The organism is Hoylesella shahii (genome assembly GCF_937990675.1).
In the GTDB taxonomy this organism is placed as follows: Bacteria; Bacteroidota; Bacteroidia; order Bacteroidales; family Bacteroidaceae; genus Prevotella; species Prevotella shahii.
On sequence record NZ_CALKQY010000015.1, the window covers coordinates 1 to 12,532 of the forward strand.

Genomic DNA, 12,532 nt, shown 5'->3' on the forward strand with positions numbered 1-12,532 from the left:
TACCCAAATCCTATTTTATGTATGATACCCGATATTACATAAAAGATTTACATAACTATTTCATTAAAGCCAATAAAGAGTTTTCATTAAATATTAAAGATTCAATACCATATTTACAAATAGAAAGATATTTGGATGAAGAGAATGGTGCTTTTGATTGGGAGGATTATACTTTATGGCAAACAATACCTTGTAATGGGAAAGATCTGTTCTTGATATATAAAAAAGAATTTGTCTTACATTATAAGAATCCCCAAAGTGGATTTTATTCCAATACGGAGGATATGCACAATAAATCCCTTAGGGCAATTACGAATAAGAGTCTCTTGGCGAAGAGTAACGAAACATTGCCATACGATAAGCGTATTGACATAAAGACAGTAAAATACAATTTGATAGAAAGTAAGTACCTGAAAGGTGTTTCTGAATTTCTTTGTGATACAGGGAACAAACTCAGGTACCTACCGTTGCCCAATAAAGGCGATATATATTTGATTTTGGTTCCAATGGATTGTGGGGATTTTGACTATCGATTTTATTTACTATCTATCAAGAATAATACCATCATATCAAACCTCTATGTTGAAGGAATTTGGTTTGAACCAGACAGTGATGAGTCTAAGGAGATTACATCCTTTAGAATTGACAAAAACTTTTCTATTAAGGTTAAAACTACATTTATAGATTCTTCTCAGAAAGTTAAAACTTATATAATTAGGGATGACGGTAAAATTATCGAAAAATAGAATAACCAACCAATAGGAATACTCTCTAATTTCATTAAAATAATAAATTCGTAGGAAATAGAATATAATAGACTGTATGTTGTCAAATAAAAGTGCACAAGTGCGAGTATAGTTACTTTATTTGATATTACGAGACCTCTGCAAAAGTCTTTTTACACCCAAAAGCTACTATTGATAATCAATGAGTTATATTTATGATTTTGCCATCTACATCTATATGAGGTTTTGCAGAGGTCTCTATACCTGATTTCCAAAGGGATAATTTTTGGCTTAATGGTCAAATGTACTCCTGAAAGGGGGCAGCGAAGCTTTTCGGTTGCAGATGAACGCAGAACGATTGTTATTAATGACGATAACACATTTAACACCTTAAAGTTACAACAAACTTAGCTAATCAGCAAATTTACAAATACTTATAATTCATCGTTCTCTCGTTATCTTAGTGTTGCAAACTTAGAGTTTTAGGAAGTGCCCTATTCAGCCCAAACCCAAATTCTAGATTATCAGGAAAAGGCAATTGCCTACTCGTAGTTTTCCAATTCTTTGTGTATGTCGGCGATAAGCCTTGTCAATGGAACGTTCAATCCAAATCCATTGGGCACGGGAAACACCAAAGCATCGCTAACACTGTTGGCCAACAGTTTGCTTGCTATGGTAGAAACAAACTCGTTTAGCTTAAAACACTTAGCAAATGTACCACGCATACCCCGTTGTTTTATAGCATAATGACTGGCAAAAGTCTCGAAAGGGAAAAGAAACACAAATAAAACTCCCTGTTTGTCCTCGTTCAACACAATACAATCGTCCTCATACAACGTCCATATCTCTTCCCAATCGCATATTCGTTTTAAGAAATAAGCATAGCGTTGTTGGGGTGTTAACTTTATTATCGCCTCTATTTCTTGTTCAGTTATCTTGTACTTTTCTGTTTTCATTTCTCTATTTCGTTTAAAGTCAAACCTTTATAACCTACCTAAGATATCTTCGGCAAGGTTCTTTTCATAATCCACAACATCGTCTTGACAAGGTGTTTCTACCACTTGTGTCAAATATCTCCTAACCTCGTCGTACTTACCAGTCGCAAACAGCAACTCGCCTAGCACACAACTCGCCCTTATAAAGAAAAGGTTGTTCTGCATTTTGGCTGCCTCGGCAACCACGTTTTCTAGTATTTTTGCGGCTTGTTCGGTTTTACCGAGGTCTAAAAGGCGCAGTGCCTTATAAAACAGAACTTCAAAATCATTGATTATATCCATACCCAACTTTGTCGTTTTTAATGGTTTTCATTGCCTATCTTACCTCATTTTATCGCGCATTGCCCTAACGAAGAAATACAATTCTTCTTGCATTCTAAACGCCAACCACGAAAAGCGGAGGGGCATATACCCAAATTTGCGCGTATCTTTGCCACTTAGCAAAGACAGGTCGATGTCTTGCCAAGCCGCTTTCAAACGCTTTTTCACCGTTTGTTGCTCTGTTCGCGACAATTGCCGTCGCGTTTTGTAGTACTCAAAATATAGGTCTATAACCGTTAACCACCGCATGTCTTCAAATCGTGCGCAAAGAAAACGGGTGTCGGCATGGCTCTGCAAAAATTGTTTCAGGCTTTTGTAAGCGTCCAAACGATAATACTTATTCAGGTTAGGCGCATGCGTGGCCGACTCTGCATGCTGGCGATAGAAATACTTTCCCGCGCATTGCGCCACCTCTCGCGATGCCCAATAATGCACGCGTGTGGTGTTTTCGTCGCTATACACAGGGCTACTCTCATCGTAAGGATATTGCAGATGTATGGCACGCCTTATCATATAAAGCCCATGAATGCGCCAATCTAGGCTCAATTCGCAAGCACGAAGACCACTTATACGATTAAACGGCATCGAGTTATACCGCCGTTGGCGCGTGTATGTGCCCTGAACGTCGTCGCGTTCGGCAATGATAAAGTCGAAAAGCACACAATCCACCCCTTGTTCCGCATCGAGCACCTCGGCAGAAAGCTGCAAAGCGTCGGCCGAAAGCCAATCGTCCGAATCGACCATACACACGTATTTGCCCGTAGACATGCCCAAAGCCACGTTGCGTGTGTGCGAAATGCCCGAGTTTTCGGCCAGTGTCGCCACCTTCAACCGCTCGTCCTTCGCGGCATATTCGTTCAGCAATGCTAGCGAGTTATCGGTCGAGGCGTCGTCTACACATACAATCTCGATGTCTTTCAAACTCTGATTTAACAGCGAGTCGAGACACCTTCGCAAGTATTTTTCCGCATTATACACGGCAACCAGTACAGAAACTTTGGGCATTTTCTTTATATTTCTAAGTTGATGAATACCTTAACGTCTTGTTTTCTTTCGCAATGCACCAACCGACAGGTACGAACTGATGCCAACCAACGCAAGACCAACGAGGCAATAAACCGACATGTTGTGCACAAAGGTGGTGGCATAGGCCAGCATAAGCCAGGGCAATTGCAGGCCGATGTTGCGGAAAACGCTGCGGCGCATGCGATAACCGAACCTCTTTTGCACCACGCACGCCACCAAAACGAGGTTAAACAGTCCCATAACCGACAGACACAAACCCATACCCCACAGCCCACCTAGCTGCATTCCGCCGATAACGGCCACAACAAAAGCCACATCATAGACCACCTCAAGCAGCAAGTAGGTGCGCGAATCGCCCTTAGCCAGCGCAATATATTCAAGTGGTAGACTTATCGCCCGAAAAAAGATGTTGAAGCTAAGCACCTGAACCATGGGCACAACGCCAGCAAAAGCACTACTATACAACAGAGGAACGAGCAAGGGCAAAGCCAAAACAAACACCACCAACAGCGGACCAACGATGAGTAAACCCACCTCTATTTGACGATTTACCAACACGTTCGTGGTGTATTGCAGTTGGTTTACAGCTGAGATGCGCGGAAAGAAGTCGGCTTCTAACGCCGAAAACAATGTGGAGGCATATACCACCGAGAGCATATAACCAGCATTATAAAGACCTACGGTTTGTAGGGAGGCTGCATTATTAAGAAAGCTGCGCACAAAAAGATCGGCTCCATTGCCCAATATGCCTGCTAGCGTAAAGGCCAAACCAAGCTTAATCATGGCACTACCCGAACGAACATGACGCATATCCCAGTTTAACCGCAACGGGAAAGCCCTGTACGAACATAACACCGTTGCGCAGGTCTGCACCACAGCAGCCACCAGTAGCGAGGGCACAATGGCCCGTTCGCGATAAAAATAATATAGTGGGATGGTTATCAAGATGGTAACAGCCAAACCCACAATGGTTAGTTGGGCCAAACGTCTAAGCATTCGCGCCCCTTTAAGTATGGCCGTTTCGCCCACAGTGATGCACGACAGCGCCACAACAGGCGAAAGCAGCATAAAATCGACCATGTGTTCATCATCTGAAAACGTAGCCTTACTAAGCACCATACTAAGCAGCAGGCACACCGCCATACCCACCAACCCTGTTAAGAGGGTGCAAAAACGAAGCATATCAACTACTGTTGCCATGCGCCGTGCATCGTAAGCCTCATAGGCTTCAGACACATTGCGCACACCACTAACACCAAGCCCCATGTTTGCCGTGTTGGTAAGCAGGGTTATGGCCGAATTAAATAGAGAGATTATGCCCACGCCGGCAGGTCCAATAAGCACGGCCACCAACTTGTTGCGGATAATACCCAAGCCGATTGTCATCCCCTGAACACTGCCAAACACACCCATATATTTCAAAATGTGCGCATAGCCGTTTGTTTTTTCCTGTTGTTTCATTCTTAATTATAGTCAAAAGCATTGGGTTTGACGTTCTTTTTCGTTCCTTGAAAAGTGCGTTTTCTCGCAACTTTCTATGCAACGCATCGGTACAAAGCCCTTTGTACTGGGGCTACAAGCCTTTTGTAGTTGCAACACAAGCTGTTTGTAGTGTCTGTACAAGCCGCTTGTAGTGCAACTACAAGGCTCTTGTATTAGTGCACATCTAGGCAAAGTGCAGCGTCATTGCTTACAGGCGATTATTTACAATAACCCAATCTTTTTTACTATAACAACGAAAAATTTTGGCCATTATTACTTTTTAATGTAACTTTGTAAATAAAACATCATGCTAATAAGTGTTGTCATACCTGTATATAACATGCAGCACACCCTCGACCGATGCGTGGAGAGCGTGCTGAAACAGACATTTGACAATATGGAAGTGCTATTGGTTGACGATGGCTCTACAGATAGCAGCGCACAAAAATGCGACTCTTGGGCCGAAAAAGACGCACGAGTGCAGGTGCTACATCAACCAAACGGCGGATTAAGTAAGGCTCGTAACACGGGTATTGCTCATGCCCATGGCGACTTTTTGGCCTTTGTTGATGCCGATGATGCCATTACCCCCAACACGTTTGAGATGGCTATAAATGCTTTCGAACGCCATCCACAATGCAACATCGTGGAGTTTCCTGTGGTGATGGGCTGGCTTTCAAATAACGAAAGCTTGCTACACTTCGACGAACAAGAGCATCTAACGCCCGCCATATATTGGTTTGAAGAGCAAGGTTATCTCCATGCCTACGCCTGTAACAAGCTTTGGCGTGCCAACTTGTTTGCCAACGTGCGTTTTCCTGAAGGAAAAGTGTTTGAAGACCTTATCACCACAGCTCGACTTCTAGCCAAATCGGGCAATATTCTTACCATCAATCAAGGGGCCTACCTCTATTGGACAAACCCTGAAGGCATAACACAAAAAGCCAATGCATACGAATTGGCACAACTGCTGGTGTGGAATATGCGGGTAAGCAAAAGCATCATTCTACCCAACGCATGCACCAAAGAGGCCAAAGAGCGCTTCCATCTGCACTTGCTTAACATGCAAATAGACCTCTATCGCAAAGGAGACACCACCATAAGACTGGCTGAACTGCCCCTTAGTTGGCACTTCGTGATTAACGCTGACATGCCTTTTGCCACACGTGCCAAAGCCTTTTGGGCCATAGTGTTTGGCGTTAAAAACCTTTGTAAAGTGCACCGATTGTTACACCGTTTAATGAAAACAAAATGATTAGTTTTATCATTACTTATCACAACGAACCTTTAACCATGCTAAGGCAATGCCTTGACAGTGTTCTCTCGCTCTCGCTGAGTAAAGACGAACGCGAAATTATCCTTCTAGACGATGGCTCAAGCCACTCGCCAATAAATGAATTGCACGACATGCTAGACCATATTATATACGTTAGACAGAAAAACGGTGGCTTAAGTAACGCCAGAAACACTGGCATGAAATTGGCTTCGGGACAATATGTGCAGTTTATTGACGCCGACGATTATCTGCTTCGCGCCCCTTACGAACATTGTTTGGATATCATGCGATACCAAGAACCCGATGTGGTTATGTTTTGCCAAACGCAAAGTAAACCCAAAGAGATACCCACTAAATACGAAGGACCAATTGATGGGGCACAATATATGCGCCATAACAACCTGCATGCAGCTGCATGGGGCTATCTATTTAAAAAACAATTGGCTGGCTCGCTGCATTTCCGCGAAGGCATTTACCACGAGGATGAAGAGTTTACACCACAACTTTTACTACGTACCGAACGACTATTTGTGACCAATGCGCACGCCTACTTTTACAGAAAGCGTGAGGGATCTATTACCCATAAACGCGACACTAAAAGCATTGCTAAACGATTGAACGACCTGGAAAATGTCATCTTACACCTAAAGAAGATGGCTGCAACAGGACCTACGACCAACAGAGATGCGCTACAAAGGCGTGTGGCGCAGCTTTCAATGGACTATCTGTATAAGGTTATCGTTGAAACACGCTCGGTTAGCCACTTAGAAAAATGTGTAGAACGATTACGCCGCAATGGTCTGTTCCCACTTCCCGACAAACCTTACACGCAAAAATACCAGTGGTTTCGCCGACTTACGAACTTTAAGGCTGGCCGACGCATATTATGCAGGGTGCTACCAAGACTTGTATCATGAGAATCTTATTGCTAGGCGAATACAGCAACGTACACAATGCTTTGGCCCAAGGTCTTAGACAGTTGGGACATCAAGTTACCGTGGCCTCTAACGGCGACTTCTGGAAAGACTATCCACGAGACATCGACCTCAAACGTACAACAGGATTGCAAGGCAAAATTGACTTTGCAATACGCTTCTTGCGCAGCTTGCCCAAACTGAGAGGCTATGATGTGGTGCAACTTATCAATCCCTTATTTGTGGAATTGAAGGCTGAAAGGCTGTTTGCACTCTACCGTTACCTACGAAAACACAATAAATGCGTGTTTCTCTGCGCCTTTGGTATGGACCATTTTTGGGTGAACGAGTGCCGCACACGCATGCCTCTACGCTACAGCGACTTTAATCTTGGCAACCAACTGAGGCATAACGCCGACGCTTTGAGAGAAACGGCCGACTGGATTGGTACCACTAAAGAACAACTAAACAAACTCATCGCCAACGATTGTGATGCCATCATCGCAGGGCTTTACGAATATTGGGTTTGTTATCAGCCTTTGTTCCCTGATAAAACGGTGTTCATCCCCTTCCCCATCAAGATGCCTAACCCTCATACAGACCTAACACCCATCGGCACAAAAGTAAAAATATTCATCGGCATCAATAAGTCGCGACATGCTTATAAAGGCACCGATGTAATGCTGGCCGCTGCTATGAAACTGGTGGAGAAATATCCCAACAAGGTGGAACTGGTGAAAGCCGAATCGGTTCCCTTTGCCGAATACCAACGTTTGATGGATGGTTGCGACCTTATTCTCGACCAACTTTACAGCTATACGCCATCCATGAACCCGCTTTTAGCCATGAGCAAAGGCATAATATGTGTAGGTGGTGGTGAACCTGAGGCCTACGAACTTCTACAAGAGCAACATTTACACCCCATTATTAACGTGCTGCCCAACGAAGAAGACGTGTTTAGACAACTTGAATTGGCCATAACCAACAAAGAAGAACTAATGAAACGCAAAGTCCAAAGCGTGCTCTATGTTGATAAGCACCACGAATATATAAAGGTGGCTCGGCAATATGAGGCTCTCTACAAGGCTCATTTACCCGCAGAGAGTTCGCCACAATAAGCACATACAACACCTTTATCTAAACCGAATTCACACCCTTATAATTCTGCAACCATGCATTTCCTTCGCACAATCCTACTTATTTGCTTGCTCATAGTTGGCTCTACAACATGGGCACAACACGTTTACGAGTCTATAGACTATGCCCACGCCACCTCTACCGATAAGGTTGGCATGCACTGTAAACTTACCTTCTTGGCCGGTTCGGGCAAATATAATCCCACCTTACAGGGCACACCCCGAGCCGTATCACTCTTTTCGGGTAACCAACTCGTTATCGAGTCGCTTTCAAACAAGTGCATCACAAAGGTGGTTTTGCATTCGGCCGAACGCAACAAGCAATTTAAACCCTACCATTTTGCTGCTTCTTCGGGATGTTTTATCGTAGAAGACCAGGCTTGGAGTGGACAAAATCGTAAAATGAACCTAACAAATATCGCCGGAGAGGGAATGAAAATTGTACGCATTGAGGTATATTTGGACGACTTGTTACCCAAACAAACAACTTCAATGCATTTTAACGAAACCTCTTTCGACATCTTCGAAGGTTTCCAATTGCCCACACCTATACTTCAAGGCGTGACAAATGAAGCTGCTAAAGAAAAACTGTTGTACCTTTCGGACGATAAAAACGTGCTAGACTGTAAGGCTGACGGAAGTGAAGTGAGAACTGTTTCAACAGGCGAAACAATTCTTTCGGTTATCTATCAGGGCGACGAACTGCATGCGCCTTGCATGGCTTCGTGCATAGTAAGAAGCTGGAAAGACATTCGGGAGATTGCTTCTATTGGCAACTTTAACATCCTAGCCGACGAAGCACATACAAGTAAACTAGCATTAAAGGCTGCCGAGGTGGTGCATGTAAAGGGCAAAACAGCATTCATCAATGATGATTCGGGCTGCTTGGCGCTACATTTCCCCAACACTCATCCATTAAAAGCAGGAGACATACTTACGGGTTTTATACTTGGTAAATACGTACGCAACTCTTATCCCGGACTTGTGGTAGAGAACAATGCGCTTAGCCATGTAAAGATTGAACATAAAACGGTGTTGTCCCCCCTTGAGGTGACAGGTGATAAACTGGCACTTAAAAACTGTGTCTATGGGCATATGGTGAACGTAATTGCAAAAATAAAACAAGGTAAACGCAAGATACTTAGACTTTCGACAAATGAACAAGACCTTAAAATTGAAGATATTTTAAACGTTAAACCCACTCTCCCTAAGAACAACGGCTGCCTTGGACTAACGGGTTTGTTCTATTGCTACGACAATGGCACAATATTGTTTACACCCTTGCAAAAGAATTGTATATACAACGAACTGGTGCTAGACGAATATAAACCCGTGAACACCATCGTATATACCCCCAACACCACTGTTATTGTGAAGCGCAAGCTAAAAGCTGGTAGATGGAATAGCATCTGCTTACCCGTGGATATGGAACAAAATGAACTAAAACTCATTTTCGGCGAACATAGATTGGTGCAATTTTCGTGTGTTAAAGACAATAAGTTGCACTTTAAAACGGCACTCAATCTCGTGGCGGGTATGCCCTACTTACTGAAAACGGATAGCGACATCAATTCGTGGACCTTACATAACGTGAACATGGATGCCATTAATGCTAAGGAAATAACAATACAGGGGGTTGCTTTCTGTGGCACATTTAATGTGAAAGAACTGCTAAACGATGGTTCTGAACAATTCTTAAGTAACAACAAATTGTTTATTCCTGCAAACAATACACGCCTCATGCCTGGCCTAAGGGCATTCTTTAGATTTACTAGGGCTGCTGGTGCAAAACAATATGATTATGTAATTGACGAAACTACGGATGCCAAATTGCCTACAACCAACCAATATAGAGAAACTAACGAATTGTGGTTTACGCTCGATGGTAAACCCATTAAACCAGAACAACGTCAACGCGGACAGGTTTATATCAAGCAAAACAAAAAGATAATCATGCCCTTGCGCTTTTAGTCTATAGCCCAATTATTAAATCTTACTTATGAAAAAAAATAAATATATTGTCCCAAGCATTGAAATAATCAGGATTAATGTTTACTTCTTAACCGAATCTGACCCTACTCTTAAACCTGGTAAAGATAAAGGCGATGCTTGGAATGCCGATAGTAAAGCTAATAATATGAGCGACATTGAAATGGAAACCGAAAACCTTAATCCATAAAGTGTGGTATAGTGTATGCCTAAAGTTCACTACACTGGCCATTAGCTGCATACCCTGCAACTGCTCGCACTGGTGCTTGTTTGCGTATGTGCTTTCCGTGTCGCTGCCCATGCGCATGTATACAGCGTGCATGCCCTGCGCATCGGTTACGCGCGTGTCGAGTTTCGGCATCCCGTCGAGGTCTACGATGGCGTAGAATGTTGCTGGAGTAGCGCAGTCGGGCAGCATCACCATCACGGGACGATAGTAGGTAGTCTATTCGGTGGTTGCTTGTAGGTCGCCCACTCCTCTATTATATAGAATTTATTCATGACTTTTCAAATGCTGCAAAGGTAATAAATAATGGACATTTGTGAGGTTTTAGCCTACCAAATGTCCATTACGCCTCGCTACACAAAAACGACTACTGGTGCATCCCTCAAAAAGAAGGCGCGGTATTCGTAGCTTGCATGGAGGATACACTTGATGTATATGCGAGACCCTATAATCCGAAGTGTCCTGTGGTGTGCTTGGATGAAAAGCCATATTAGTTGTTGAGGTGAGGTACGTGAACTTCTCCCCATGCGGCTGAGAACCGACAAGAAAGTTGATTCGGAATATGAGCGCAATGGCACTTACAGCATCTTCGGGTGTGTTGAGCCTCTCGGCGGATGGCACCTAGTCTGGAACTGTCTGCATGGGAGTTGGAGAAACTCGATGAGAGGGAAAAAGTATACAAAATCAAGTCACTTTTTTCTTGAACTTTTTGCCACATTCGGCACATTTATAGAATTGGCTGCTAGGTTTGGGTACTACCAGCAAGATGCCTCCTAACATGACGAACGGAGATATAACAAGACAATATAGACTGATTGACACAAGAGCCTCTATAAAATTTGGAAGAAAAATGCCGATGCATCCAAGAACAATCAAGGCTACACCGATAAAAGATGTGGCCCTTGTTCTCTTGCCTTCTTCTTTTTTTAATGCTACAACATTTTCGCTACCACAATTGGGACACCAAGGTAACTGTTTGGTACGTGTCTCATTTATCTCCTTAAGAATGCGTAGACTTTGCACAAAGTCTTTTTTGCACACTCTCACCTCAATCCCTGGATTTGGTCCGTAGGCGCCATAAACTGGGTCGTCTAGCTCATCATGGAGCGATGAGATTATGCCTTCTTCGGCCAATTTCGATACAATTTCATCAGCCATGATAGTGTTACTACACTTTGTTAAGTTAACAGTTTCAATATCTTTGTTCATGTTGTATTAATTTCCGCTATGGCGAAAAAGCAAAGACCATACGCTGATAGTAAAGCTAAGACCATGCGCTGATAGTAATTGATTATTATTTACTAAAGTTTTTCACTCCAAAAAGTGGCTTAAAATATGCGCGCGAGTCGATATGTGGCCTCTTTGCTAATCTAAAAGTGATCACTGCAGGTCACGTCTGCAAAGGTATAAAATTTATTCTATTTTTTATCATCTTTGATTAAAATAGTAACTATTCAGCAATCCATTCTCTCCAAATCTCCGTCCATCGTTGGATCAGAGTTATTGCAAAGTAAGGTTAGGTTATACTTTAAAGAAAGTACCTGACAGAACTGGACAAGGAGCAGGAATGGTCGAAGCAAGTTGCAGACCTGCTGCGGAAGGTCATACACGAAGAAACGCACAACCAAGCGAAACTATAAACAAGCAAACGTGGCTTGACGAACTTGTTGAGCTGCTGAAAGTGAACTTGACGCACCTGAAGGATAACTTCGAGAAACTGTGAAAAGGGCTCTGCAAATGCTGAGATTATAAACTTACAAACTTATGAACCAATAAACTCATGAACTCACAACTTATAAACTCACAAACTTATGAACCAATAAAATCATGAACTCACAACTTATAAACTCACAAACTCTCAAATACATAGCCTCCCAAAACGAAAAAGCCCCAAGTGCTTGTTAGCACTCGGGGCTTCGTATTGAAAAAAGGCGGCCACCTACTCTCCCGCATTGCATTGCAGTACCATCGGCGCAAGCGGGCTTAACTTCTCTGTTCGGAATGGGAAGAGGTGGGACACCGCCGCAATAACCACCTGATTAGGGGTTGAAAGTATCGCACAAGCAAGTAAAGAATGTAAAGGGACGTAAACTGTTCAAAAGAGTTATTATTCATAACCTAACGACACGGCTGAGGTGCGGGGAGGTAAGAAAGTTTCGGGCAATTAGTAGCGCTCGGCTTTGGCGTCGCCGCCTTTACACCTGCGCCCTATCAACGTCCTCGTCTTGGACGACCCTTATGAGGAGTTCTAATCTTGCGGCCGGCTTCGCACTTAGATGCTTTCAGCGCTTATCCGATCCAGACTCAGATACCCGGCGGTGCACCTGGCGGCACAACCGGTAAACCGGAGGTCTGTCCATCACGGTCCTCTCGTACTAGTGACAGAGCCACGCAAAACTCCAACGCCCACGATAGATAGAGACCGAACTGTCTCACGACGTT

11 protein-coding genes and 2 rRNA genes are annotated in these 12,532 nt (G+C 43.4%); 5 read left to right on the forward strand and 8 right to left on the reverse strand.

Annotated features, from left to right (window positions below; genetic code table 11):
• Window positions 1–746: hypothetical protein (locus QME03_RS02030; RefSeq protein ID WP_281723301.1), on the forward strand; the 746-nt coding region annotated here is incomplete at its 5' end.
• A 521-nt stretch (window positions 747–1,267) separates the two neighbouring features.
• Here QME03_RS02030 and QME03_RS02035 read toward each other — a convergent pair.
• Genes QME03_RS02035 through QME03_RS02050 form a run of 4 tightly spaced genes read right to left on the reverse strand, consistent with a single transcriptional unit; the run spans window position 1,268 to window position 4,528 of the window.
• On the reverse strand, window positions 1,268–1,681 hold the full coding sequence (locus tag QME03_RS02035) for a DUF2750 domain-containing protein (RefSeq protein WP_274947447.1): 414 nt from the start codon (window positions 1,679–1,681) through the stop codon (window positions 1,268–1,270).
• A 27-nt stretch (window positions 1,682–1,708) separates the two neighbouring features.
• Complete coding sequence (locus QME03_RS02040) at window positions 1,709–2,002, reverse strand: hypothetical protein (protein ID WP_281723302.1); 294 nt, start codon at window positions 2,000–2,002, stop codon at window positions 1,709–1,711.
• Window positions 2,003–2,041: 39 nt separating this feature from the next.
• A complete protein-coding gene (locus tag QME03_RS02045) occupies window positions 2,042–3,046 on the reverse strand; it encodes a glycosyltransferase family 2 protein (protein ID WP_281723303.1) in 1,005 nt (334 codons plus the stop codon).
• Between the two features lie 30 nt (window positions 3,047–3,076).
• Entirely contained in the window at window positions 3,077–4,528 is a 1,452-nt protein-coding gene (locus QME03_RS02050) for an oligosaccharide flippase family protein (RefSeq protein WP_281723304.1), read from the reverse strand.
• Between the two features lie 328 nt (window positions 4,529–4,856).
• Here QME03_RS02050 and QME03_RS02055 point away from each other — a divergent pair, with 328 nt between their 5' ends.
• Genes QME03_RS02055 through QME03_RS02070 form a run of 4 tightly spaced genes read left to right on the forward strand, consistent with a single transcriptional unit; the run spans window position 4,857 to window position 9,846 of the window.
• Window positions 4,857–5,804 carry a glycosyltransferase family 2 protein gene (locus tag QME03_RS02055; protein ID WP_281723305.1) on the forward strand — a complete coding sequence of 316 codons (948 nt, stop codon included), beginning with the start codon at window positions 4,857–4,859 and terminating at the stop codon, window positions 5,802–5,804.
• A complete protein-coding gene (locus QME03_RS02060; RefSeq protein WP_281723306.1) occupies window positions 5,801–6,742 on the forward strand; it encodes a glycosyltransferase in 942 nt (313 codons plus the stop codon). The genes QME03_RS02055 and QME03_RS02060 overlap by 4 nt, the downstream gene beginning before the upstream one ends.
• Complete coding sequence (locus QME03_RS02065; RefSeq protein ID WP_281723307.1) at window positions 6,739–7,857, forward strand: glycosyltransferase family protein; 1,119 nt, start codon at window positions 6,739–6,741, stop codon at window positions 7,855–7,857. Before QME03_RS02060 ends, QME03_RS02065 begins: the two co-directional genes overlap by 4 nt.
• A 54-nt stretch (window positions 7,858–7,911) precedes the next feature.
• On the forward strand, window positions 7,912–9,846 hold the full coding sequence (locus QME03_RS02070) for a hypothetical protein (RefSeq protein WP_281723308.1): 1,935 nt from the start codon (window positions 7,912–7,914) through the stop codon (window positions 9,844–9,846).
• 88 nt (window positions 9,847–9,934) lie between these two features.
• On the opposite strand, the gene QME03_RS02075 is transcribed toward QME03_RS02070, so the two are convergent.
• From QME03_RS02075 to QME03_RS02090, 4 genes are all read right to left on the reverse strand, one after another.
• Window positions 9,935–10,291 carry a hypothetical protein gene (locus QME03_RS02075; protein ID WP_281723309.1) on the reverse strand — a complete coding sequence of 119 codons (357 nt, stop codon included), beginning with the start codon at window positions 10,289–10,291 and terminating at the stop codon, window positions 9,935–9,937.
• Between the two features lie 483 nt (window positions 10,292–10,774).
• Window positions 10,775–11,299: an LITAF-like zinc ribbon domain-containing protein gene (locus QME03_RS02080; protein WP_281723310.1), complete on the reverse strand. Its 525-nt coding sequence runs from the start codon at window positions 11,297–11,299 to the stop codon at window positions 10,775–10,777.
• 717 nt (window positions 11,300–12,016) lie between these two features.
• Window positions 12,017–12,129 (reverse strand): 5S ribosomal RNA (gene rrf / locus QME03_RS02085).
• Window positions 12,130–12,233: 104 nt separating this feature from the next.
• Window positions 12,234–12,532: ribosomal RNA gene (locus QME03_RS02090) — 23S ribosomal RNA — on the reverse strand; the annotation flags it as partial.

What these genes read in the sequence shown, in the direction of transcription:
- QME03_RS02035 (WP_274947447.1), bottom strand. Translation starts at nt 1,681, where the DNA reads ATGAAAACAGAAAAGTACAAGATAACTGAACAAGAAATAGAGGCGATA.
- QME03_RS02040 (WP_281723302.1), bottom strand. Translation starts at nt 2,002, where the DNA reads ATGGATATAATCAATGATTTTGAAGTTCTGTTTTATAAGGCACTGCGC.
- QME03_RS02045 (WP_281723303.1), bottom strand. Translation starts at nt 3,046, where the DNA reads ATGCCCAAAGTTTCTGTACTGGTTGCCGTGTATAATGCGGAAAAATAC.
- QME03_RS02050 (WP_281723304.1), bottom strand. Translation starts at nt 4,528, where the DNA reads ATGAAACAACAGGAAAAAACAAACGGCTATGCGCACATTTTGAAATAT.
- QME03_RS02055 (WP_281723305.1), top strand. Translation starts at nt 4,857, where the DNA reads ATGCTAATAAGTGTTGTCATACCTGTATATAACATGCAGCACACCCTC.
- QME03_RS02060 (WP_281723306.1), top strand. Translation starts at nt 5,801, where the DNA reads ATGATTAGTTTTATCATTACTTATCACAACGAACCTTTAACCATGCTA.
- QME03_RS02065 (WP_281723307.1), top strand. Translation starts at nt 6,739, where the DNA reads ATGAGAATCTTATTGCTAGGCGAATACAGCAACGTACACAATGCTTTG.
- QME03_RS02070 (WP_281723308.1), top strand. Translation starts at nt 7,912, where the DNA reads ATGCATTTCCTTCGCACAATCCTACTTATTTGCTTGCTCATAGTTGGC.
- QME03_RS02080 (WP_281723310.1), bottom strand. Translation starts at nt 11,299, where the DNA reads ATGAACAAAGATATTGAAACTGTTAACTTAACAAAGTGTAGTAACACT.